Here is a 21,240-nt window from a genome sequence, read left to right on the forward strand (position 1 = left end):
CCACAAATCCGGCACCATCAAGGGCCTCAACGCCGAGATCGGCGCCTCCCTCACCTCCGGCGCCGCCATCTGCGAGATCAAGGACTGACCACCGGGACGTTCACGAGGCGCCCGGCGGACTGGAGCAACAGTCCGCCGGGCGCCTCGTTCCATCTCCCCCGTCCCCCGAGGCGCTGGTCTCCGCCGGTGCCCCGCACCGGCCGGTGCCGTCTTCTCGCGGAGCGCCTCAGATCAGTGAAGCGGCGGGACGTGCCCGGCGGCCATCCGTCAATTCTGACGGGTCGCGACCTATCGCATCCCTCAGTCGCCGATCAGCCCGAGATCCCGTCCCCGGCGCAGCAGCGCCGCCGTGTGCCCCGCCTCCAACTTGCGGTGCAGGGAGGCGATGTAGCCGCGCACGGTGGTCGGCGACAGCCCCATGTGCCGAGCCGCCTCGGTCGCCGTGCGCCCCTCGTGGAGATGGCGCAGCGTGCGGTGCTCCTGCTCGGTGACCCCGATGCTGCGGGCCGTCGCACGGGGCCGGGCGAGGTCGCGCAGAAGCAGCAGGGCGGACAGCCCGGGTCCGGCCGGGGGCACGTACCGCACCTCGACGTGCCGGGTGACGAACGACTCGGGCCGCCCCACCCGCGGATCGTCGCCCACGACGGCCAGCAGGCCGGCGGCGACGGCGTTGAGGGCCAGCGGGTGCCCGCCCTCGTCGAGTGCGGCGACCCCGCGTTCATGACCGCCGGCCAGGTCCAGGGCGACGGCGGCCAGCGCGCGCAGTTGCTCGCGTTCGCGCACCGCCCGTTCCGCGAGGCCCAGCCGGAGCTGGGCGAAGCCGAACAGGTCGCGGTCGCGCTCGGTGAAGTCCTCGCCGCAGCGGGCCAGCGCGTACCCTTCGGCCACGGCCGCCTCCGAGCCGGCCGAGGCCACCAGGTGACGGCGCAGCCCGAAGGGGCGGAAGTCGAGGTTGTAGCAGTGGGTGCGCCGCCACTGCCGGTCCCCGGCGACGTCGCTCACCCGCCAGGCGTCCGGGGCCGGGGTGTCCAGCATGGCGGCGGTCAGCGGGTGGTCGAGGGGATGGTCGTAGATGACCATCGGGTCCTCGTGGAAGGACTCCCGTGGCACCGAGAGGGCGAAGACCCCCGTCCCGTCGGCCGAGAACCGGTAGCACTGGGCCGCGTCGGCGCCGATCAGCCCGGCCAGCCCGGGCAGCGCCCGCTCCCGCAACTCCCGGACGGAGTCGGACTCCTCCAGGTTCTGTACGAGCGTCAGCACCTGACGCGCGTCCGCACCGCTGATGTCCATCCCGGTCTCCCGGCGCTACTCCCGCCTGAGAAGACGGTACGGCCTGTGCACGGTCCTTCACCCGCGCGCGCTTGCCCGATGGCATCCTTGAGGCGGAAGGGGGCGCACACGAGGACGGGCGGGAGTCAGGGTGGACGCGAAGACCTCCGCGCACGGCGGTGCCTCGGGGACGCCCGAGACACCGCGCGCCATGCGGGCCGACGCCCGCCGCAACCACGAGCGGCTGCTCGCCGAGGCCCGCTCCGCCTTCGCCGCCCACGGCACGGACACGTCCCTGGAGGACGTGGCCCGCCGCGCGGGTGTGGGCATCGGCACCCTCTACCGCCACTTCCCCAACCGGCACGCCCTGTTGAGCGCCGTCTTCGAGGACGCGGTCGGCGATCTGCTCACCCGCTCCCGTGAGCTGCTGGGCGCCCCCGAGCCCTGCACGGCCCTGGTGACCTGGCTCCGCGAGACGGTCACGCACGCGAGCGAGTACCGCGGCCTGGCCCGGGCCCTGCTGTCGGTCTCCTCCGACAGCACGTCGGCCCTCTCCCGCTGCAGCGACCCGATCCGGGAGGCGGGTCAGGCCCTGCTGACCCGGGCCCAGCAGGCCGGCAAGGTCCGCCCGGACGTCGCCATCGGCGACCTCCTGCAACTGACCCACGCCATCGCGCTGGCCGCGGAGCAGTCCCCGACGGACCCGGCTGTCGCGGACCGCTTGCTGAACCTGACGCTGAGGGGCCTGGCCGCAACGCCCTGAGGGGCGCGGGGAGCTGCGCGACCGGACACGTCCGACCCGCACCCGCCCGACGAACCGCGACCCCTACGACGACACGGCGCGCACCTCAACGACGCCGCATGTCCGCGACCCGCGCCCGCTGCTCGGCCCCCGCCGAGTTCTCACCGAGCACCGTCGCCGTCCGCAGTCCCGCGGCCCCGCGCCGAGGTCCCGGCAGGGCCACGTCCCGGCGCGGCTGGCGCGGGGGGACCGAATCACCGCCCGCGGTCCCGGACGCTCCGGCCACCGCGATCTGCACGCCTTGGTCGGCAAGGGCCTGCAGCTCGGTCGACGCACGGTCGTCGTGCGCCGGCGGCTCGTCGGTCACCAGCCGGGTGATCACGTCCGTGGGCACGGTCTGGAACATGGTGTCCGTACCGAGCTTGGTGTGATCGGCGAGGACGACGACCTCCGCCGCCGCCTGCACCAGCGCCCGGTCGACGGACGCCGAGAGCATGTTGGACGTGGACAGCCCGCGCTCGGCGGTGAGCCCGCTCCCGGAGAGGAAGGCCCGCGAGACCCGCAGCCCCTGCAGGGACTGCTCGGCGCCGCTGCCCACGAGCGCGTAGTTGGAACCGCGCAGGGTGCCGCCGGTCATCACGACCTCCACGCGGTTGGCATGGGCCAGCGCCTGGGCGACCAGCAGGGAGTTGGTGACGACGGTGAGCCCGGGCACCCGGGCGAGCCGGCGGGCCAGCTCCTGGGTGGTGGTGCCCGCCCCGACCACGATGGCCTCGCCCTCTTCCACGAAGTTGGCGGCGAGGTCCGCGATGGCCGTCTTCTCGGCGGTCGCGAGATGCGATTTCTGCGGAAAGCCGGACTCCCGCGTGAACCCGCCCGGCAGTACCGCACCGCCGTGCCGGCGGTCGAGGAGTCCTTCTGCCTCCAGTGCGCGCACGTCCCGCCGTACGGTCACTTCGGAGGTCTGGACGACGCGGGCGAGCTCACGGAGCGACACGGCCCCGTTCGCTCGCACCATTTCGAGGATCAATTGACGACGTTCTGCAGCGAACACGAAACTGACAGTAACCCCAACGACCGTCTGGTTTCAGCAGTTTGCGGTGAATAACAGAAGTTGTTCGCACACAGGGCCGGGAAGTGGTATAGGGCCTACCCGCCCCGCCTATGCCGCACGCATGCTCGACAACTCCCTGTGACCAGCGGGGAGTCGGATCCGGCCGCCGGATCGGGCCTAGACGTCCCCGCTCGTCTTGCGGGTGTGGAGCTGCCGGGCGACCTCCGCGATCGACCCCGAAAGGGACGGGTACACGGTGAACGCGTTCGCGATCTGTTCGACCGTCAGATTGTTGTCGACGGCGATCGAGATCGGGTGGATCAGCTCCGAGGCGCGCGGCGCGACGACGACGCCGCCCACCACGATCCCCGTGCCCGGGCGGCAGAACAGCTTGACGAAGCCGTCGCGGATGCCCTGCATCTTGGCGCGCGGGTTGCGCAGCAGGGGCAGCTTGACGACCCGGGCGTCGATCTTGCCCCCGTCGACGTCCGCCTGCGTGTAGCCGACGGTCGCGATCTCGGGGTCGGTGAAGACGTTGGAGGAGACCGTCTTCAGGTTCAGCGGGGCCACCGCGTCGCCCAGGAAGTGGTACATGGCGATACGTCCCTGCATGGCGGCCACGGACGCGAGCGCGAAGACACCGGTCACGTCACCGGCGGCGTAGACGCCCGGGGCGGTGGTGCGCGAGACCTTGTCGGTCCAGATGTGCCCGGAGTCGCGCAGCCTGACGCCCGCCTCCTCCAGGCCCATGCCCTGGCTGTTCGGGATGGCGCCGACCGCCATCAGGCAGTGCGTGCCGCTGATGACACGGCCGTCGGAGAGGGTGACCTCGACCCGGTCGCCGACCCGCTTGGCGGCGGCGGCACGGGAGCGCGCCATGACGTTCATGCCGCGGCGGCGGAAGACGTCCTCCAGGACGGCGGCGGCGTCCGGGTCCTCCCCGGGCAGCACGCGGTCGCGCGAGGAGACGAGGGTGACCTTGGAGCCGAGGGCCTGGTAGGCGCCGGCGAACTCGGCACCGGTGACACCGGAGCCGACCACGATGAGCTCCTCGGGAAGCTCGGTCAGGTCGTAGACCTGCGTCCAGTTGAGGATGCGCTCGCCGTCGGGCTGGGCGTCGGGCACCTCGCGCGGGTGACCGCCGGTGGCGATCAGGACCGCGTCGGCGGTGAGGGTCTCCTCGCTGCCGTCGGCGGCGGCGACCACGACCTTGCGGGAGCCGTCGAGGGCCTGCATGCCCTCCAGGCGCCCGCGGCCGCGCATGACCCGGGCGCCCGCGCGCGTGACCGAGGCGGTGATGTCGTGCGACTGGGCGAGGGCGAGCCGCTTCACACGCCGGTTCACCTTGCCGAGGTCCACGCCGACCACCCGCGCGGCCTGCTCCAGCGGCGGGGTGTCGTCGGCGACGATGATGCCGAGCTCTTCGTACGACGAGTCGAAGGTGGTCATCACCTCGGCCGTAGCGATAAGGGTCTTCGACGGCACGCAGTCGGTCAGCACCGACGCTCCGCCCAGACCGTCGCAGTCGACGACGGTCACCTCCGCGCCGAGCTGGGCGGCCACCAGGGCCGCCTCGTATCCGCCGGGTCCGCCACCGATGATCACGATCCGAGTCACGTACCCCATTGTCCCGCACTCTTCAAGGTGCTTCCGCCCGGGGGCACGGGCACGGGCTCCGCCCGCGCGGGGCAATGGGTTGGCAAGGGGCCTCTGGTACCGGCGGGACGTGTGTGCCCGCTGCCGTACCCTCGACCCATGTCGCTCTACGCCGCGTACGCCGGCAACCTCGACGCGCGGCTGATGTCCCGTCGCGCCCCGCACTCGCCGCTGCGCGCCACCGGCTGGCTGAACGGGTGGCGGCTGACCTTCGGGGGCGAGCACATGGGCTGGGAGGGCGCGCTGGCGACGATCGTCGAGGACCCCTTCTGCCAGGTCTTCGTCGCGCTGTACGACATCGCGCCGCCCGACGAGGAGGCCATGGACCGCTGGGAGGGCGTCGGGCTCGGCATCTACCGCCGGGCGCGCACCCGGGTGCACACGCTGGACGGCGAGGAGCCCGCCTGGACCTACGTCCTCGACGGCTACGAGGGCGGCCTGCCGGCGGCGCGCTACCTGGGCGAGATCGCCGACGCGGCGGAGTCCGCGGGCGCTCCGCACGACTACGTGATGGAGCTGCGGAAGCGTCCCTGCTGACACAGCCGGTGCACGGAGCGGTCACAGGCCGCTCACAGGGACCGTCACGTCACGGATTTCGTTGGAAACGACAAGACAACGATCGCCAACCCGTGAGCTCTGTCATCTACGCGCGTAGGCCGAGACCGGCTACTCTCGTCCGCGTGAACGCATCTCTTCTTCCGGACGACATCCAGGGCGACCCGCATGCCGCCGCCGACGCCGCCGCCGCGCGCCTGCGCGAACTGACCGGCGCCGAGACCCACGACGTCGCCCTCGTGATGGGCTCCGGCTGGGCGCCGGCGGTGGACGCCCTCGGCGCTCCCGACGCCGAGTTCCCGGTCACCGAGCTGCCCGGGTTCCCGCCCCCGGCGGTGGAGGGGCACGGCGGCAAGATCCGCTCCTACCGGTCCGGCGACAAGCGCGCACTGGTCTTCCTCGGCCGCACCCACTACTACGAGGGCCGTGGCGTCGCCGCCGTCGCGCACGGCGTCCGCACCGCCGTCGCCGCCGGCTGCAAGACCGTGGTCCTGACCAACGGCTGCGGCGGTCTGCGCGAGGGCATGCGCCCCGGGCAGCCCGTGCTGATCAGCGACCACATCAACCTGACGGCGGCCTCCCCGATCGTGGGCGCCAACTTCGTCGACCTCACCGACCTGTACTCCCCGCGCCTGCGCGCCCTGTGCAAGGAGATCGACTCCACGCTGGAGGAGGGCGTCTACGCCCAGTTCCCCGGCCCGCACTACGAGACGCCGGCCGAGATCCGCATGGCCCGGGTGATCGGGGCGGACCTGGTGGGCATGTCGACGGTGCTGGAAGCCATCGCCGCGCGTGAGGCGGGCGCGGAGGTGCTCGGCATCTCCCTCGTGACGAACCTCGCCGCCGGGATGACCGGCGAGCCGCTCAACCACGAGGAGGTCCTGCAGGCCGGGCGGGACAGCGCGACGCGGATGGGGTCGCTGCTGGCCCAGGTGCTCGGGCGGCTGTAGACACCGTTGCCGGGGGCCGACGCCCCCCGACGGGCCGGATGATGCGGACCCGCATCGACACACACGAGAGGCTGACCCCGACGTGCACGAGGAACTGCTCGCCCGCGCCCACGCATGGCTCGCCGAGGACCCCGACCCGGAGACCCGCGACGAACTCGCCAAGCTGATCGAGGCGGGGGACGTCACGGAGCTCGCCGACCGGTTCGGCGGCACCCTCCAGTTCGGCACCGCGGGTCTGCGGGGCGAACTCGGCGCCGGGCCCATGCGGATGAACCGCGCTGTCGTCATCAGGGCGGCCGCCGGTCTCGCCGCGTACCTCGACGGCAAGGGGCGGCGCGGCGGCCTGGTCGTGATCGGCTACGACGCCCGCCACAAGTCCGCCGACTTCGCCCGCGACACGGCGTCGGTCATCACGGGCGCGGGGCTGCGGGCCGCCGTGCTCCCCCGCCCGCTGCCGACCCCCGTCCTGGCGTATGCCATACGGCACCTCGGCGCGGTCGCCGGCGTCGAGGTCACCGCCAGCCACAACCCGCCCCGGGACAACGGCTACAAGGTCTACCTCGGTGACGGCTCGCAGATCGTGCCGCCCGCCGACGCGGAGATCGCCGCCGAGATCGACGCGATCGCCGCCCTGGCGGACGTCCCGCGCCCGGACGCCGGCTGGGAGATCCTCGGCGACTCGGTCCTCGACGCCTACCTCGCCCGCACGGACGCCGTGCTCGCCGCCGGCTCCCCCCGCACGGCGCGCACCGTCTACACGGCGATGCACGGCGTCGGCAGGGACACCCTCCTCGCCGCCTTCGCCCGCGCCGGCTTCCCGGAGCCCCTCCTGGTCGCCGAGCAGGCCGAGCCGGACCCGGACTTCCCCACGGTCGCCTTCCCCAACCCGGAGGAGCCGGGCGCCATGGACCTGGCGTTCGCCAGGGCCCGCGCGTCCGACCCCGACCTGATCATCGCGAACGACCCGGACGCCGACCGCTGCGCCGTGGCCGTCAAGGACGGCGGCGACTGGCGGATGCTGCGCGGGGACGAGGTCGGCGCGCTGCTCGCCGCGCACCTGGTGCGGCGCGGCGCCCGCGGGACGTTCGCGGAGTCGATCGTCTCCTCCTCCCTCCTCGGCCGCATCGCCGAGAAGGCGGGCCTGCCGTACGAGGAGACCCTCACCGGCTTCAAGTGGATCGCCCGCGTCGAGGGCCTGCGCTACGGCTACGAGGAGGCCCTCGGCTACTGCGTCGACCCGGACGGCGTACGGGACAAGGACGGCATCACCGCCGCCCTGCTCATCACCGAACTGGCCTCCGCGCTCAAGGAGGAGGGCCGTACGCTGACGGATCTCCTCGACGACCTCGCGGTGGAGCACGGCCTGCACGCCACCGACCAGCTCGCGGTCCGGGTGGAGGACCTGTCGGTCATCGCCGACGCGATGCGCCGCCTGCGCGAGCAGCCGCCGACCGAGCTCGGGGGCCTGGCCGTCACCCGGGCCGAGGACCTCACCCGGGGCACGGACCGGCTCCCGCCCACCGACGGCCTGCGCTACACGCTCGACGGCGCCCGCGTGGTCGTCCGCCCCAGCGGCACCGAACCCAAGCTGAAGTGCTACCTGGAGGTCGTCGTCCCGGTCGCCGGCCACGCCGGCCTCCCGGCGGCCCACGCGACCGCCTCCGGCCTCCTCGACGCGATCAAGCGCGACCTGTCGGCCGCCGCCGGCATCTGAGGCGGGCGGCCGGCGGCCGGCCGCCCGGCGTGAAGAACGGGGTGCCCGCACCGGGCACCCCGTTCGGCGTCTCGTGCGGCGCCCCGCTCAGCCCGTCGCCACCAGGATCGCCAGCAGCACGGCACCGGCCACCACCGGTGCCGCGATCTCGTACGCCCAGCGGACCGTCACCTCGCCCTGGGCCGCGTCCGACTCCCCCTTGGTCTCCAGCAGTTCGCGCAGGTCGTCCATGACCTTGTCGGACTCGGCGCGGGCGGGCCCGTCGGAGACGCCGGCGGCGGCGCCGCGGGAGAGGCCGCCGAAGCCGAAGCCGCCGCCCATGCCGGAGCCACGGCGTCCGCCCCGGCCGCCCGCCTCGGCGGCGCGCTGCGCGTTCGCCCTGGCGTCCCGGGCGGCCGCCTTCTTGCGGGCCCGCAGCGAGACGGGGACGGCCCACAGCTGGTACTTGCCGCCGGACTTCGCGACGACCTCGTTGGAGTAGCCGGAGCGCAGCGAGACGACCTCGCCCCAGGGCACCGTGATGACGCGGAAGGGGTTGCGGATGCGCAGCCGCTCCTCGTTGGCGAACACGGCGGGGCGCAGCGTGAAGGTCGCGACCAGCGGCACCAGGAAGATCATCGTGGCGAGCGCCAGCCAGGGCGTGCGCTCGCGCCCGGTGGCGAGCGCGTCGATGCCGAGCCAGGCCACGATGGCCAGCAGCAGGACGCCTCCGGCGATGCCCATGGGGGAACGGTAGACGCGGTCCCGCTGCCCAGGGGTGGGGGGCTGCGGCGCTGGTGACTCGTGGTCGGGGGTCGTCATGCCTGCGATTGTGCCGTATGCCTGCGGCGCTGCGCCGATCGCCCGGGCCCGGCGGGGGAGGGCCGGTCCGCCGGGGCGAGTGCGGGTCCGACGTGGCCGGTCGCGCGGTTCCGCGCGCCCCGGGGGCGTGGCGGGCGGTCGGCGCCCGCGGCGATCCGGCGACCCGGGCTGTACAGCCGCTACGCGCGTAGATATGCTCGTCTGGTGACCATGCCCACGAACGCACCCTCCGCAGCACACGCACTGACGGACGTCACCGCGTCCGGCCGCACGCTGCGCCGCTTCCTGCACGGGCTGCCCGGCGTCGACGCGGTCGGCCTGGAGGCGCGCGCCGCCTCGCTCGGCACCCGTTCCATCAAGACCACCGCGAAGGCGTACGCCATCGACCTCGCCATCTCGATGGTCGACCTGACGACGCTGGAAGGCGCGGACACCCCGGGCAAGGTCCGGGCGCTCGGCGCCAAGGCGGTCCGGCCCGATCCGACGGACCGCTCGGCTCCGCCGACCGCGGCCGTCTGCGTCTATCCCGACATGGTGCCCGTCGCCAAGGAGGCCGTGGCCGGCTCGACCGTGAAGGTCGCCTCGGTCGCCACCGCCTTCCCGGCGGGCCGCGCAGCGCTCTCCGTGAAGCTGGCGGACGTGCGCGAGGCCGTCGCCGCGGGCGCCGACGAGATCGACATGGTCATCGACCGCGGGGCGTTCCTCGCGGGCGACTACGTCAAGGTGTACGACGAGATCGCCGCGGTGAAGGAGACCTGCGGGACCTCGGCCCGCCTGAAGGTCATCTTCGAGACGGGCGAGCTGTCGACGTACGACAACATCCGCCGCGCGAGCTGGCTCGGCATGCTGGCGGGCGCCGACTTCATCAAGACCTCCACCGGCAAGGTGGCGGTGAACGCGACGCCCGCGAACACCCTGCTGATGCTGGAGGCGGTGCGCGACTTCCGCGCCCAGACCGGGGTGCAGGTCGGGGTGAAGCCGGCCGGCGGCATCCGTACGTCCAAGGACGCGATCAAGTTCCTCGTCCTGGTCAACGAGACCGCCGGCGAGGACTGGCTGGACAACCACTGGTTCCGCTTCGGCGCCTCCTCACTCCTGAACGACCTGCTGATGCAGCGTCAGAAGCTGGCCACCGGCCGCTACTCCGGCCCCGACTACGTGACGGTGGACTGATCACCATGGCATCCGCATTCGCATACGCCCCGGCGCCCGAGTCCCGCTCGATCGTCGACATCGCCCCGTCCTACGGCCTGTTCGTCGACGGCGAGTTCACGGAGGCCGCCGACGGCAAGGTCTTCAAGACCGTCTCCCCGTCGACCGAGGAGGTCCTGTCCGAGGTCGCCCAGGCCGGCGAGGCGGACGTGGACCGCGCGGTGAAGGCGGCCCGCAGGGCCTTCGAGAAGTGGTCGGCGCTGCCCGGCTCCGAGCGCGCCAAGTACCTGTTCCGCATCGCCCGGATCATCCAGGAGCGCAGCCGTGAGCTGGCCGTCCTGGAGACGCTGGACAACGGCAAGCCGATCAAGGAGACGCGCGACGCGGACCTCCCCCTGGTCGCCGCGCACTTCTTCTACTACGCGGGCTGGGCCGACAAGCTCGGCCACGCCGGCTTCGGCGCGGACCCGCGCCCGCTGGGCGTCGCGGGCCAGGTCATCCCCTGGAACTTCCCGCTGCTGATGCTCGCGTGGAAGATCGCTCCCGCGCTCGCCACCGGCAACACGGTCGTCCTCAAGCCCGCCGAGACGACCCCGCTCTCCGCCCTCTTCTTCGCGGACGTCTGCCGCCAGGCGGGACTGCCCAGGGGCGTCGTCAACATCCTTCCGGGATACGGCGACGCGGGCGCCGCGCTCGTCGCCCACCCGGACGTGAACAAGGTCGCCTTCACCGGCTCCACGGCCGTCGGCAAGGAGATCGCGCGCACGGTCGCGGGCAGCCGCAAGAAGCTCACCCTCGAACTGGGCGGCAAGGGCGCCAACATCGTCTTCGACGACGCCCCGATCGACCAGGCGGTCGAGGGGATCGTGGGCGGCATCTTCTTCAACCAGGGCCAGGTGTGCTGCGCGGGCAGCCGGCTGCTGGTCCAGGAGTCGATCCAGGACGAGCTCCTCGACTCCCTCAAGCGGCGGCTGTCGACGCTCCGGCTCGGCGACCCGCTGGACAAGAACACGGACATCGGCGCGATCAACTCCGCGGAGCAGCTCGCCCGCATCACCTCCCTCGTCGAGCGCGGCGAGGCGGAGGGCGCCGAGCGCTGGTCCCCGGCCTGCGATCTCCCGGAGAGCGGCTACTGGTTCGCCCCGACGCTGTTCACGAACGTCACCCAGGCGCACACCATCGCCCGGGACGAGATCTTCGGCCCGGTGCTGTCGGTGCTGACCTTCCGCACCCCCGACGAGGCCGTCGCCAAGGCCAACAACACCCCCTACGGCCTGTCGGCGGGCATCTGGACGGAGAAGGGCTCGCGCATCCTCGCGGTCGCGAACAGGCTCCGGGCGGGCGTCGTCTGGTCCAACACGTTCAACAAGTTCGACCCGACCTCGCCGTTCGGCGGCTACAAGGAGTCGGGCTTCGGCCGCGAGGGCGGCCGCCACGGCCTGGAGGCGTACCTCGATGTCTGAGCGACTTTCTGTCTTCAAGACCTACAAGCTGTACGTCGGCGGGAAGTTCCCGCGTTCCGAGAGCGGCCGGGTGTACGAGGTGACCGACAAGAAGGGCAACTGGCTGGCGAACGTGCCCCTTTCGTCCCGCAAGGACGCCCGTGACGCGGTGGTCGCCGCCCGCAAGGCGGTCGGCGGATGGTCCGGCGCGACCGCCTACAACCGCGGCCAGATCCTCTACCGCATCGCGGAGATGCTCGAGGGCCGCAAGGAACAGTTCGTCCGCGAGGTCGCCGAGTCGGAGGGGCTGTCCAGGCCGAAGGCGACCGCCGTCGTGGACGCCGCGATCGACCGCTGGGTCTGGTACGCGGGCTGGACGGACAAGATCGCCCAGGTGGTGGGCGGCGGAAACCCGGTCGCGGGCCCGTTCTTCAACCTCTCCTCGCCGGAGCCGACCGGCGTGGTCGTGGTCCTCGCGCCCCAGGACTCGTCCTTCCTGGGCCTGGTCTCGGTGCTCGCCCCGGTGATCGCGACCGGCAACACGGCGATCGTGATCGCCAGCGAGAAGTCCCCGCTGCCCGCCCTGTCGCTGGGCGAGGTGCTGGCCACCTCCGACCTGCCCGGCGGCGTCGTCAACGTCCTGTCCGGCCGTACGGCGGAGATCGCCGCCCCGCTGGCCGCGCACCAGGACGTCAACGCGATCGACCTCGCGGGCGCCGACGACGCGCTGGCGAAGGAGCTGGAGATCGCGGCGGCGGACAACCTCAAGCGGGTCCTTCGTCCACAGCCTGTGGACGACTGGACGGCGGCTCCGGGCACCGACCGCATGACGGCGTTCCTGGAGACCAAGACCGTCTGGCACCCGACGGGTGCGCTGGGCGCGTCCGGCTCCTCGTACTGAGCCGGCCCCTTCCGCGGGACCGAGAGCCGCGTCCTCCCCCCGTCCGGGGAGAACGCGGCTCTCCTTCGCGCGCCGCCGCGACGCGCGCCCCGTCAGGACAGGCCGCTCGCCCCGCCGCCCAGCAGTCCCGCGACCCCCTCGATCGCGGGGACGGCGCCGATCGGGCCGGTCTGGGTGACCGGGCCGGTCAGCTGGGAGAGCGGGATGTCGACACCGTTGCCGTGCGGGTCGCCGGCGGCGCCCCTGAGGATCGTGACGTCGCCCCCGACGCCCTGCACCGGACCGGCCTGCGGCGCGGCGGCGGAGGCCGCGGACGCCGCCGTCGCGCCCGCCCCCAGGGCGGCCGTCGCGGCCGTGAGGGCGATCAGGGCGCGCGCGGCGGTCGAGTCGAGGGGGGACGAGTGTCGTGCCATGGCTGGGGCCACCTTCGAATGCGTCGGGTAATCGAGTCGACACGAAGGGTAGTTGAGGTGTGATGTGCGCTCAAAAGCCGACCCGCGGGGTCGGCAGGGCGTACGCCATACGTCAAACTGGTGTCCCGTGAGCATCCATCCCTCCCCGCCCGCCCGCGTCGTGCTGCTGTGCGGCCCCTCGGGCTCGGGCAAGTCCCTCGTCGCCGCCCGCTCCGGCCTTCCCGTGCTGCGCCTCGACGACTTCTACAAGGAGGGCGCGGACCCGACGCTGCCCCTGGTGGCGGGCAGCGGCGACATCGACTGGGACCACCCGGACTCCTGGGACACGGACGTGGCCGTCGCCGCGATCGCGGAGCTGTGCCGCACGGGCCGTACGAACGTCCCCGTCTACGACCTCTCCCGGTCCGCCCGCACCGGTGCGGAGACCGTCGACATCGGGCGGACGCCGGTGTTCATCGCGGAGGGCATCTTCGCGGCGGAGATCGTCGGGCACTGCCGGGAGTCGGGGCTTTTGGCCGACGCGCTGTGCCTGAGCCGCGGTGCGGTCCGCACCTTCCGCCGCCGGTTCGTGCGCGACCTCAGGGAGGGCCGCAAGTCGGTCCCGTTCCTGGTCCGCCGGGGCTGGCGGCTGATGCGCGAGGAGCGCTCGATCATCGCCCGGCAGACCGCTCTCGGCGCGTACGCCTGCGACCGGGACGAGGCCCTGGGCCGGCTGGCGGCCGCCGATGGGGGTCCCCCCGCGCGAGCGCATTCGAGCGTGGGGGAGGGCCGGCGCCCGGCCGCGGCTCCCGCGAACTGAGCACCGGCGCCCGGATGCCGGCCGGCGCGCGGACGAGAAGCGGGACCGGACGGACCCCCCGGCCCTCCGGTCCCGCTCTTCCCCGTTCCCCCGTGGTGCTCCCCCCCCCCGGGTTGCCGATCCCCCGTGACCCCCGTTTCCCCCGTGGGTCCCCCCGGTGACCGTTCCCCCGTCCTGCCCCCGTGCTTCCCCCGGACCCTCAGGCGACGAGCTCCCCGAAGGCGTCCTCCTCGTCACGGCCGAAGCTGAGGACCTCGTCCTCGCGCAGCCGGCGCAGCGAGCGCCAGATGCTGGACTTCACCGTGCCGACACTGATGTCGAGGATGTCCGCGATCTCCGGGTCGGTGCGGCCCTCGTAGTAGCGCAGGACCAGCATCGTGCGCTGGAGTTCGGGCAGCCGGGCGAGCGCCTGCCACAGCACGGCGCGCAGCTCGGTGCCGCGCATCGCGTCCGTGTCGCCGGGCGTCTCCGGCAGTTCCTCGGTCGGGTACTCGTTCAGCTTGCGGCGGCGCCACGCGCTGATGTGCAGATTGGTCATGGTGCGGCGGAGGTATCCGCCGACCGCCGCCTTGTCGCTGATCCGGTCCCATGCCCGGTAGGTCGAGAACAGCGCGCTCTGCAGCAGGTCCTCGGCCTCGAAGCGGTCGCCGGTCAGGTGGTAGGCGGTTGCGTACAGGGAGGCGCGGCGCTCCTGGACGTAGGCGGTGAACTCCGCCTCCGACAGCGAGCGACGTTCCCCCGTGTCCTCCCTGTACGCGCTTCCCCCGTGGTTCTCCCCCGTGGTGTCAACCACCGACATGTACCCGGTGTGCTGACGCCCGGTGCCGCGAGCGCACCCCCGCCCGCTCACGGCACCGGACTTCTCTGAACCCCGGCCCCCGTTCACGTCGTGCAGGCGCGTGATCACTGCGCTGATGCTGGTGCCGTGCAGCGTGTTCATCTCGCGCCCCCCGTCGTGGACTTCCGGTGTTCGGTCTTCTCAGGCGGTGCTTCCTTGCCTGTGCCGAAAAGCTTGCCCGGGCACCTTCATCGCCGTGTCAGCCGACTGTCACAGACCTGTCACAGGGGTCCCTCGTGCCAGGAGCACAGCCCGGTCACAGAGAGGAGCGGTACGTGCACGTACCCGTACAGGAGTCGAAACCGCGGCCTGCCATGGGCCAGAATGTGCCTCGTGCCTTCCCTGTTGCTGATCGAGGACGACGACGCCATCCGTACGGCCCTGGAGCTGTCTCTTACGCGCCAGGGACACCGGGTTGCCACCGCTGCCACCGGTGAGGACGGTCTGAAGCTCCTGCGCGAGCAGCGGCCGGACCTGATCGTGCTGGACGTGATGCTGCCCGGCATCGACGGGTTCGAGGTGTGCCGGCGCATCCGGCGCACCGACCAGCTGCCGATCATCCTGCTGACCGCGCGCAGCGACGACATCGACGTGGTCGTGGGCCTGGAGTCCGGCGCCGACGACTACGTCGTCAAACCCGTCCAGGGGCGGGTGCTCGACGCCCGTATCCGGGCCGTGCTGCGGCGCGGTGAGCGGGAGGCGAACGACTCGGCGACCTTCGGCTCGCTGGTCATCGACCGCGCGGCCATGACCGTGACCAAGAACGGCGAGGACCTCCAGCTCACCCCGACCGAGCTCAGGCTGCTGCTCGAACTGAGCCGGCGGCCCGGACAGGCCCTGTCCCGGCAGCAGTTGCTGCGCCTGGTGTGGGAGCACGACTACCTCGGCGACTCCCGGCTGGTGGACGCCTGCGTCCAGCGGCTGCGCGCCAAGGTCGAGGACGTCCCGTCCTCCCCGACGCTGATCCGTACCGTGCGCGGCGTGGGCTACCGGCTGGACACGCCTCAGTGACACCAGCGCAAGGGGGGGTCCGCGGCTGGGCCGCGGCCCGCAAGGGACATCTGTCGCGACTGCGGTTCACCAGTCTCCGGCTGCGGCTGGTCGTCGTGTTCGGGCTGGTGGCGCTCACCGCGGCCGTGTCCGCGTCGGGCATCGCCTACTGGCTCAACCGCGAGGCCGTGCTCACCCGGACCCAGGACGCGGTGCTCGGCGACTTCAAGCAGGCGATGCAGAACCGCGCGGGCACCCTGCCCCCGCATCCCACCCAGGACGAACTGCAGCACACCGCGGGGCAGATGGCGAACACCAGCCAGCGCTTCAGCGTGCTGCTCGTCGCCCACGACTCCGACGGCCGCACGGTGTACGGCAGTTCGGGCGGCCTCGACGGCTTCTCGCTGCAGGACGTGCCCGCCTCGCTGCGGGCGGCCGTCAACAGGAAGCAGGCGGTCGACTCCGGCAACAAGTACGCCTACCACCTGTACTGGCAGCGCGTCGTCGACCACGGCACGCCGTACCTGGTGGCCGGCACGCGGGTGATCGACGGCGGGTCGACCGGCTACATGCTCAAGTCGCTGGAGCCGGAGGCCAAGGACCTCAACTCCCTCGCCTGGTCGCTGGGGATCGCCACCGGCCTCGCGCTGATCGGCTCCGCGCTGCTCGCGCAGGCCGCCGCCTCCACCGTGCTCAAGCCGGTACAGCGGCTGGGCGTGGCCGCCCGGCGGCTCGGCGAGGGCAAGCTGGACACCCGGCTCAGGGTGTCGGGCACGGACGAACTCGCCGATCTGTCACGGACGTTCAACCACGCGGCCGAGGCGCTGGAGAAGCGGGTCGAGTACATGGCCACACGGGACGAGTCGTCCCGGCGCTTCGTCGCGGACATGAGCCATGAGCTCCGTACGCCGCTGACCGCGATCACCGCCGTGACCGAGATCCTGGAGGAGGAGCTGGAGGCGGAGTCGGGCTCGGTGGACCCGATGATCGAGCCCGCCGTACGGCTCGTCGTCAGCGAGACCCGGCGGCTCAACGACCTGGTCGAGAACCTGATGGAGGTCACCCGCTTCGACGCGGGCACCGCCCGGCTGGTGCTCGACGACGTGGACATCGCCGACCAGATCACCGCCTGCATCGACGCGCGCGCCTGGCTGGACGCGGTGGACCTGGACGCCGAACGCGGCGTCCACGCCCGGCTCGACCCGCGCCGCCTGGACGTGATCCTGGCGAACCTCATCGGCAACGCCCTCAAGCACGGCGGCTCCCCGGTGCGGGTCTCGGTGCGGGAGACGGACGACGAGATCGTCATCGCGGTGCGGGACCACGGCCCCGGCATCCCCGAGGACGTCCTGCCGCACGTCTTCGACCGCTTCTACAAGGCGAGCGCCTCCCGGCCGCGCTCCGAGGGCAGCGGCCTGGGCCTGTCCATCGCGATGGAGAACGCGCACATCCACGGCGGCGAGATCACCGCCGCCAACTCCGCCGAGGGCGGCGCGGTGTTCACGCTGCGGCTGCCGCGCGACGCGTCACGGCTCGCGCAGGAGGCCGAGAAGGACCAGGGGAAGAACGGGGACGCCACATGACCGTACGACGCCTGCTGGCGGTCCCGGTCCTGGCCGCGCTGCTTGCCGGGTGCGGCATCCGCTCCACCGAGGTGCCCACGGACTTCGGGGCGGCGCCCTCGAAGGTGCGGTGCTCGCTCCCCGAGCCGGACGTCGCGGTGCAGACCTCGCGCGGGCTGCCGGTGCAGGTGTTCCTGGTGTGCGGCTCCTCGCTGGTCGCCGTGGACCGGACGGTACGGGTGCCGGACGGCACCGCGGACTCGCAGCGGCGGGTGCTGGTGGCCCAGGGGCTGCTGGACCAGCTCGCGGCGACGCCGTCGGCCGCCGAGAAGGAGGCCGGGTACACCACGGTCGTGCGCGGCGGCACGACCGTCGGCGGCCCGCACGCCGGCGACCCCGAGGACACGCTCCGCCTCAGCAGCTCGCCCGGCGACCTCACCTCGTTCGCCCTCGCCCAGGTCGTGTGCACCTTCTCCGACTCGGCGGCGGCGGAGGGGGACGGCTCGGTCATCCTCGGCGGCCCCGGCCGCGAGCCGCTGCGCCGCTACGAGTGCACCGACGAGGTCCGCTCCCGCCCGGGCACCACGCAGCCGCCGTCGAGCGCGGTCACGGGCGGCTGACCCGGCGCGGGCGGGCCGCGGGAGCCCGTGTGGCGCAGGCCTCACACAGGTACCCGGGGGCGACCCGGAACCGATCCTGCCGGGGGCCGCGTCTAGGGGGGCGTGCAGCGTCAAGGCTCCATCGGCGGCAGCGCCGCGATCCGCATCCGTGTGACAGGGGTTGTCCTCCTCGTCGCACACCTCGCGTTCGTCGCCTGGTTCACGCTGCGGCCGCTGGACGTGCCCTGGGTGATGCCGCCCAATCTGCGCCCGTTCGCCGGCATCCGGGCCGATCTCGCGCTCGGCGGACCGGTGGCGGTCCGCCGGATCGCCGCGGGACTCGCCCTCCTCGCGCCGCTCGGGGTGCTGCTGCCGGCGGCGCACGGCAGGCTCCGCGTCTCCCCGTTCGCCTCCTTCGTCCGTACGGTCGCCGCGGGCGCCCTGGTCTCGCTGGGCATCCTGCTGCTGCAGACGGGCGTGCCGGGGCGGGTGCCGGACGTCGACTCGCTGCTGCTGAACACGGTGGGCGTGGCCGTCGCGCACCTCGCCGCGGTCCCCGCGGCCCGTTCCCGGCTCCGCCGCCGGGCGGAGCGCAGCGACCGTGCGGCCGTCCGCCAGGAGGAAGCGGCTCAGGGTCGGACCCCGACGTTTCCCAGGGTGGGGATCGCACCGTAGAGCGACGCTGTGCCCCCCTTTGTCCGCGTAGCGTTGACGGCAGATGAGGAAGCCACCCGGGCTCTCCCCTACCGACGCTCACGAAGGAGCCGCACATGTCCGCCCTCGTCCGCCCCACCCACGGCCGCATGATCGGTGGCGTGTGCGCCGGTCTGGCGCGGCGCTTCGGCACCTCCGCGACCACGATGCGGGTGATCTTCCTGCTCTCCTGCCTGCTGCCGGGCCCGCAGTTCCTGCTCTACATAGCGCTGTGGATCCTGCTGCCCTCGGAGGAGAAGGCGTCCGGCCGCACGGCCTGGTGACATCTGCTCGTACGCCGACGGGGCGCACCCCGTGTCCAAGGGTGCGCCCCGTCGGCGCGTTCACGCGGGCGGATCAGCCGCCGAGCGGCAGGCCCTTCACCGGCACGCCGCCCTGCACGGGCAGGCCGCCGAGCAGTCCGGCGACCGGCGTGGAGGGGCCGTCGGCGATGGCCCGCCGGGCGGCCGGCTGCACGGAGGCCAGCCCACGCTCGATGGTGGGCTTGCCCTGGGCCACGGCCGCCTGAGCGCCTGGGAGCGCCTGGGAGACGTTCTGCGCCGGGAGCTGGCTGGTGACGGAATCCAGCGTTCCGGTGGCGTCCGGAACCGCCGGAGCCGCGTTCGCGGCGCCCGCGCCCGTGGCGGCGAAGGCGGCTCCGAGAGCGGCGACACCCAGGGTCTTGGCAGCAGACTGCTTCATGAAGTTGCGTCCTCGAAATGGATTACGGGGATGTGAGCGGTGCCCCAGACCGTAAACACGCGCACCCGCCCGCCGCAAACATCGAAATGCGGACGGGTTGTGAATACCTGTGCGCATTCCTCACACCCCGTTTTTTTCGCTCACTCCTCCGAATCCGCAGAACCGCTGGTAGAGGCGGTCTGCTGGAACAGCCATTCGGATTTCAGCTCCGCATATCCGGGCTTGATCACGTCATTGATCATCGCGAGTCGTTCATCGAAAGGAATGAACGCTGATTTCATCGCATTGACGGAGAACCACTGGAGATCGTCGAGCGAATAACCGAACGCCTCGACCAGGTACTCGAATTCCCTGCTCATACTGGTGCCCGACATGAGGCGATTGTCGGTATTTACGGTGGCCCGGAAGTGGAGCCGGCGCAGCAGACCGATCGGATGCTCGGCGTAGGACGTCGCCGCACCGGTCTGGAGGTTGGAGCTGGGGCACAGCTCCAGTGGGATGCGCTTGTCGCGGACGTAGGAGGCGAGCCGGCCGAGCGTCACCGAGCCGTCGGCCTGCACCTGGATGTCGTCGATGATGCGCACGCCGTGCCCGAGCCGGTCGGCGCCGCACCACTGGAGGGCCTGCCAGATGGACGGCAGCCCGAAGGCCTCGCCGGCGTGGATGGTGAAGTGGTTGTTCTCGCGCTTGAGGTACTCGAAGGCGTCGAGGTGCCGGGTGGGCGGGTAACCGGCCTCCGCGCCCGCGATGTCGAAGCCGACGACACCCGAGTCCCGGTAGCGGTTGGCGAGTTCCGCGATCTCCAGGGCGCGGGCGGCGTGCCGCATGGCGGTGAGCAGGGCACCGACGCGGATGCGGTGTCCGTTCGCCCGGGCCAGCCGCTCCCCCTCCCGGAAGCCCTCGTTGACGGCCTCGACGACCTCTTCGAGGCTGAGTCCGCCGTCGAGGTGCTGCTCGGGGGCGTAGCGCACCTCGGCGTAGACCACACCGTCCTCGGCGAGGTCCTCGGCGCACTCGCGGGCGACCCGGACGAGGGCGTCGCGGGTCTGCATCACCCCGACGGTGTGGGAGAAGGTCTCCAGATACCGTTCCAGCGAACCGGAGTCGGCGGCCTCGCGGAACCAGATGCCGAGCTTGTCGGGGTCGGTCTCCGGGAGACGTGAGTAGCCCGCCTCGCGGGCGAGTTCGACGATCGTCCCCGGGCGGAGGCCGCCGTCGAGGTGGTCGTGCAGCAGAACCTTGGGCGCCCGGCGGATCTGGTCCGGCGTCGGGGTCTTCGAGATGGCCTGGCTCGTCATTTCCGCACTCTATCCCCTACGCGCGTAGATCGCCCGCTGTACAGTTCCGTCGATATGTAACGGTGACCGCACGTACGGGTCGAGTACACCCACCCTTCTGACACTGTTCTGTCATGGCGCACCAAGCGATGCCGATCCGGGCCCGGCTGGGGCGGGCGCTCGGCCCGGAGCCGACAGCGGTGAGCGGAGTGGTCCTGCTGCTCCCCGGCGGAGCCGAGGAGTCGGCCCGCAGACCGTCCCCCGTGCTGGCGACCGCATCCGTACGCGCGTTGGGCAGACGGCTGGCCCGCGCGGGCCGTGAGGAGGACCTGGCGACGCATGTCGTCCACTACCGCTACCGCGGCTGGAACGGCAGCGAGGCCCATCTGGCGCGCGACGCCACCTGGGCCGCCGACGAGGTCGTACGGCGGTACGGCGACGTGCCGATCTGCCTCGTCGGCGTCGACATGGGCGCCCGGGCGGCACTGCGCGCGGGCGGTCACGAAGCCGTCAACTCCGTCCTGGCGATCGGGCCTTGGCTGCCGGAGGAGGACGTCGCCGCCTCGCCCGAACCGATGAAACAGCTCGTGGGGCGGCGAGTGCTGATCGTGCACGGCACCAACGACACCGTCTGCGACCCCGAGTTGTCCTTCCGTCTCGCGGCGCGGGCGAAGAAGGCCAACCGGGAGGTGTGCCGCTTCGAAGTCCACTCGGACGGGCACGGCTTGCACCAGTACCGCAGCGAAGTGCAGGCGCTGGCGGAGAACTTCGTGATGGGGAGTCTGTTCGGGCGGGCGTACGCCCGGCCGGTCGAGGACGCCTTCGCGGCGCCGCCTCCGCTGGGCCTTCGGATGCCGCTGGCCTCGGGGTTCGGCAAGTCGCTGCGCCGCTGACCGGGGAAGCTCCTATAGATCGTCAAGCGGTCTGTGGGAGCGGTTCGGTGGTGTGGGTCACATGGGGTAGGTGACGGTAGATCTCGCGGGCGACGAACCGTTTCAGGCAGCGGACGACGTCCTTCTTGGTCATGCCTTCTGCGGTGCGTCGGGCCATGTATTCCTGGGTGCGCTGGTCGTAGCGGAGGCGGACCAGGACGATCGTGTGCAGGGCGTTGTTGGCCGCGCGGTCACCGCC

The 21,240-nt window shown here is 72.3% G+C and carries 22 protein-coding genes and 1 pseudogene; 14 read left to right on the plus strand and 9 right to left on the minus strand.

Annotated elements, in window-relative coordinates:
* Nucleotides 1-300: 300 nt before the first annotated feature.
* Nucleotides 301-1,290, minus strand: coding sequence for a response regulator transcription factor (locus ACIRPX_RS44875; protein WP_404205943.1), 990 nt, complete (start codon nucleotides 1,288-1,290; stop codon nucleotides 301-303).
* A 190-nt stretch (nucleotides 1,291-1,480) separates the two neighbouring features.
* Here ACIRPX_RS44875 and ACIRPX_RS44880 point away from each other — a divergent pair, with 190 nt between their 5' ends.
* A complete protein-coding gene (locus ACIRPX_RS44880) occupies nucleotides 1,481-2,032 on the plus strand; it encodes a TetR/AcrR family transcriptional regulator (protein ID WP_404205962.1) in 552 nt (183 codons plus the stop codon).
* An 85-nt stretch (nucleotides 2,033-2,117) separates the two neighbouring features.
* On the opposite strand, the gene ACIRPX_RS44885 is transcribed toward ACIRPX_RS44880, so the two are convergent.
* Together ACIRPX_RS44885 and ACIRPX_RS44890 are read right to left on the minus strand one after the other, a co-directional pair.
* Complete coding sequence (locus tag ACIRPX_RS44885; RefSeq protein ID WP_404205944.1) at nucleotides 2,118-3,065, minus strand: DeoR/GlpR family DNA-binding transcription regulator; 948 nt, start codon at nucleotides 3,063-3,065, stop codon at nucleotides 2,118-2,120.
* Between the two features lie 177 nt (nucleotides 3,066-3,242).
* Entirely contained in the window at nucleotides 3,243-4,691 is a 1,449-nt protein-coding gene (locus ACIRPX_RS44890; protein WP_404205945.1) for an NAD(P)H-quinone dehydrogenase, read from the minus strand.
* A 129-nt stretch (nucleotides 4,692-4,820) separates the two neighbouring features.
* On the opposite strand from ACIRPX_RS44890, the gene ACIRPX_RS44895 reads away from it, so the two are divergent.
* From ACIRPX_RS44895 to ACIRPX_RS44905, 3 genes are all read left to right on the plus strand, one after another.
* Nucleotides 4,821-5,258, plus strand: coding sequence for a gamma-glutamylcyclotransferase (locus ACIRPX_RS44895; RefSeq protein WP_404205946.1), 438 nt, complete (start codon nucleotides 4,821-4,823; stop codon nucleotides 5,256-5,258).
* A 143-nt stretch (nucleotides 5,259-5,401) separates the two neighbouring features.
* On the plus strand, nucleotides 5,402-6,226 hold the full coding sequence (locus tag ACIRPX_RS44900) for a purine-nucleoside phosphorylase (RefSeq protein ID WP_404205947.1): 825 nt from the start codon (nucleotides 5,402-5,404) through the stop codon (nucleotides 6,224-6,226).
* An 82-nt stretch (nucleotides 6,227-6,308) separates the two neighbouring features.
* Nucleotides 6,309-7,940 (plus strand): phospho-sugar mutase, encoded by a 1,632-nt coding sequence (locus ACIRPX_RS44905; protein WP_404205948.1) that lies wholly within the window; start codon nucleotides 6,309-6,311, stop codon nucleotides 7,938-7,940.
* A gap of 87 nt (nucleotides 7,941-8,027) precedes the next feature.
* On the opposite strand, the gene ACIRPX_RS44910 is transcribed toward ACIRPX_RS44905, so the two are convergent.
* Entirely contained in the window at nucleotides 8,028-8,741 is a 714-nt protein-coding gene (locus ACIRPX_RS44910) for a PH domain-containing protein (RefSeq protein ID WP_404205949.1), read from the minus strand.
* A 210-nt stretch (nucleotides 8,742-8,951) separates the two neighbouring features.
* On the opposite strand from ACIRPX_RS44910, the gene deoC reads away from it, so the two are divergent.
* Genes deoC through ACIRPX_RS44925 form a run of 3 tightly spaced genes read left to right on the plus strand, consistent with a single transcriptional unit; the run spans nucleotide 8,952 to nucleotide 12,236 of the window.
* Nucleotides 8,952-9,914, plus strand: coding sequence for a deoxyribose-phosphate aldolase (gene deoC / locus ACIRPX_RS44915; protein WP_404205963.1), 963 nt, complete (start codon nucleotides 8,952-8,954; stop codon nucleotides 9,912-9,914).
* Nucleotides 9,915-9,919: 5 nt separating this feature from the next.
* Nucleotides 9,920-11,356, plus strand: coding sequence for an aldehyde dehydrogenase family protein (locus ACIRPX_RS44920; RefSeq protein WP_404205950.1), 1,437 nt, complete (start codon nucleotides 9,920-9,922; stop codon nucleotides 11,354-11,356).
* On the plus strand, nucleotides 11,349-12,236 hold the full coding sequence (locus ACIRPX_RS44925) for an aldehyde dehydrogenase family protein (RefSeq protein ID WP_404205951.1): 888 nt from the start codon (nucleotides 11,349-11,351) through the stop codon (nucleotides 12,234-12,236). Before ACIRPX_RS44920 ends, ACIRPX_RS44925 begins: the two co-directional genes overlap by 8 nt.
* Before the next feature lie 92 nt (nucleotides 12,237-12,328).
* Here the strand turns inward: ACIRPX_RS44925 and ACIRPX_RS44930 are convergent, their stop codons facing one another.
* A complete protein-coding gene (locus ACIRPX_RS44930) occupies nucleotides 12,329-12,649 on the minus strand; it encodes a hypothetical protein (protein WP_404205952.1) in 321 nt (106 codons plus the stop codon).
* Between the two features lie 127 nt (nucleotides 12,650-12,776).
* On the opposite strand from ACIRPX_RS44930, the gene ACIRPX_RS44935 reads away from it, so the two are divergent.
* On the plus strand, nucleotides 12,777-13,448 hold the full coding sequence (locus ACIRPX_RS44935) for a uridine kinase (RefSeq protein ID WP_404205953.1): 672 nt from the start codon (nucleotides 12,777-12,779) through the stop codon (nucleotides 13,446-13,448).
* Nucleotides 13,449-13,647: 199 nt separating this feature from the next.
* Here ACIRPX_RS44935 and ACIRPX_RS44940 read toward each other — a convergent pair whose 3' ends face one another.
* Nucleotides 13,648-14,388, minus strand: coding sequence for a SigE family RNA polymerase sigma factor (locus ACIRPX_RS44940; protein WP_404205954.1), 741 nt, complete (start codon nucleotides 14,386-14,388; stop codon nucleotides 13,648-13,650).
* A gap of 231 nt (nucleotides 14,389-14,619) precedes the next feature.
* On the opposite strand from ACIRPX_RS44940, the gene afsQ1 reads away from it, so the two are divergent.
* The 5 genes from afsQ1 (at nucleotide 14,620) to ACIRPX_RS44965 (ending at nucleotide 18,414) form a co-directional block, all read left to right on the plus strand.
* Complete coding sequence (afsQ1, locus tag ACIRPX_RS44945) at nucleotides 14,620-15,297, plus strand: two-component system response regulator AfsQ1 (RefSeq protein WP_181387337.1); 678 nt, start codon at nucleotides 14,620-14,622, stop codon at nucleotides 15,295-15,297.
* Entirely contained in the window at nucleotides 15,294-16,859 is a 1,566-nt protein-coding gene (locus ACIRPX_RS44950) for an ATP-binding protein (protein WP_404205955.1), read from the plus strand. The genes afsQ1 and ACIRPX_RS44950 overlap by 4 nt, the downstream gene beginning before the upstream one ends.
* Complete coding sequence (locus tag ACIRPX_RS44955; RefSeq protein ID WP_404205956.1) at nucleotides 16,856-17,458, plus strand: hypothetical protein; 603 nt, start codon at nucleotides 16,856-16,858, stop codon at nucleotides 17,456-17,458. Before ACIRPX_RS44950 ends, ACIRPX_RS44955 begins: the two co-directional genes overlap by 4 nt.
* Nucleotides 17,459-17,560: 102 nt before the next feature.
* A complete protein-coding gene (locus ACIRPX_RS44960; protein WP_404205957.1) occupies nucleotides 17,561-18,112 on the plus strand; it encodes a VanZ family protein in 552 nt (183 codons plus the stop codon).
* Between the two features lie 95 nt (nucleotides 18,113-18,207).
* Nucleotides 18,208-18,414 carry a PspC domain-containing protein gene (locus tag ACIRPX_RS44965; RefSeq protein ID WP_404205958.1) on the plus strand — a complete coding sequence of 69 codons (207 nt, stop codon included), beginning with the start codon at nucleotides 18,208-18,210 and terminating at the stop codon, nucleotides 18,412-18,414.
* Between the two features lie 73 nt (nucleotides 18,415-18,487).
* Here the strand turns inward: ACIRPX_RS44965 and ACIRPX_RS44970 are convergent, their stop codons facing one another.
* Both ACIRPX_RS44970 and ACIRPX_RS44975 read right to left on the minus strand, forming a co-directional pair.
* The gene (locus ACIRPX_RS44970) at nucleotides 18,488-18,832 is read right to left on the minus strand and encodes an ATP-binding protein (protein WP_404205959.1); all 345 of its coding nucleotides are present in this window, start codon (nucleotides 18,830-18,832) and stop codon (nucleotides 18,488-18,490) included.
* Nucleotides 18,833-18,972: 140 nt separating this feature from the next.
* The gene (locus tag ACIRPX_RS44975; protein ID WP_404205960.1) at nucleotides 18,973-20,130 is read right to left on the minus strand and encodes an adenosine deaminase; all 1,158 of its coding nucleotides are present in this window, start codon (nucleotides 20,128-20,130) and stop codon (nucleotides 18,973-18,975) included.
* Between the two features lie 113 nt (nucleotides 20,131-20,243).
* Here ACIRPX_RS44975 and ACIRPX_RS44980 point away from each other — a divergent pair, with 113 nt between their 5' ends.
* Nucleotides 20,244-21,002, plus strand: a complete 759-nt coding sequence (locus ACIRPX_RS44980; RefSeq protein ID WP_404205961.1) for an alpha/beta hydrolase — start codon at nucleotides 20,244-20,246, stop codon at nucleotides 21,000-21,002.
* Nucleotides 21,003-21,024: 22 nt separating this feature from the next.
* On the opposite strand, the pseudogene ACIRPX_RS44985 reads toward ACIRPX_RS44980, so the two are convergent.
* A pseudogene (locus tag ACIRPX_RS44985) lies at nucleotides 21,025-21,240 on the minus strand (IS110 family transposase); the annotation flags it as partial.

The organism is Streptomyces sp. NPDC101225, assembly GCF_044767585.1.
Classification (GTDB): domain Bacteria; phylum Actinomycetota; class Actinomycetes; order Streptomycetales; family Streptomycetaceae; genus Streptomyces.

What these genes read in the sequence shown, in the direction of transcription:
- ACIRPX_RS44875 (WP_404205943.1), bottom strand. Translation starts at nt 1,290, where the DNA reads ATGGACATCAGCGGTGCGGACGCGCGTCAGGTGCTGACGCTCGTACAG.
- ACIRPX_RS44880 (WP_404205962.1), top strand. Translation starts at nt 1,481, where the DNA reads ATGCGGGCCGACGCCCGCCGCAACCACGAGCGGCTGCTCGCCGAGGCC.
- ACIRPX_RS44890 (WP_404205945.1), bottom strand. Translation starts at nt 4,691, where the DNA reads ATGGGGTACGTGACTCGGATCGTGATCATCGGTGGCGGACCCGGCGGA.
- ACIRPX_RS44895 (WP_404205946.1), top strand. Translation starts at nt 4,821, where the DNA reads ATGTCGCTCTACGCCGCGTACGCCGGCAACCTCGACGCGCGGCTGATG.
- ACIRPX_RS44910 (WP_404205949.1), bottom strand. Translation starts at nt 8,741, where the DNA reads ATGACGACCCCCGACCACGAGTCACCAGCGCCGCAGCCCCCCACCCCT.
- deoC (WP_404205963.1), top strand. Translation starts at nt 8,952, where the DNA reads ATGCCCACGAACGCACCCTCCGCAGCACACGCACTGACGGACGTCACC.
- ACIRPX_RS44920 (WP_404205950.1), top strand. Translation starts at nt 9,920, where the DNA reads ATGGCATCCGCATTCGCATACGCCCCGGCGCCCGAGTCCCGCTCGATC.
- ACIRPX_RS44925 (WP_404205951.1), top strand. Translation starts at nt 11,349, where the DNA reads ATGTCTGAGCGACTTTCTGTCTTCAAGACCTACAAGCTGTACGTCGGC.
- ACIRPX_RS44930 (WP_404205952.1), bottom strand. Translation starts at nt 12,649, where the DNA reads ATGGCACGACACTCGTCCCCCCTCGACTCGACCGCCGCGCGCGCCCTG.
- ACIRPX_RS44940 (WP_404205954.1), bottom strand. Translation starts at nt 14,388, where the DNA reads ATGAACACGCTGCACGGCACCAGCATCAGCGCAGTGATCACGCGCCTG.
- ACIRPX_RS44955 (WP_404205956.1), top strand. Translation starts at nt 16,856, where the DNA reads ATGACCGTACGACGCCTGCTGGCGGTCCCGGTCCTGGCCGCGCTGCTT.
- ACIRPX_RS44965 (WP_404205958.1), top strand. Translation starts at nt 18,208, where the DNA reads ATGTCCGCCCTCGTCCGCCCCACCCACGGCCGCATGATCGGTGGCGTG.
- ACIRPX_RS44970 (WP_404205959.1), bottom strand. Translation starts at nt 18,832, where the DNA reads ATGAAGCAGTCTGCTGCCAAGACCCTGGGTGTCGCCGCTCTCGGAGCC.
- ACIRPX_RS44975 (WP_404205960.1), bottom strand. Translation starts at nt 20,130, where the DNA reads ATGACGAGCCAGGCCATCTCGAAGACCCCGACGCCGGACCAGATCCGC.
- ACIRPX_RS44980 (WP_404205961.1), top strand. Translation starts at nt 20,244, where the DNA reads ATGGCGCACCAAGCGATGCCGATCCGGGCCCGGCTGGGGCGGGCGCTC.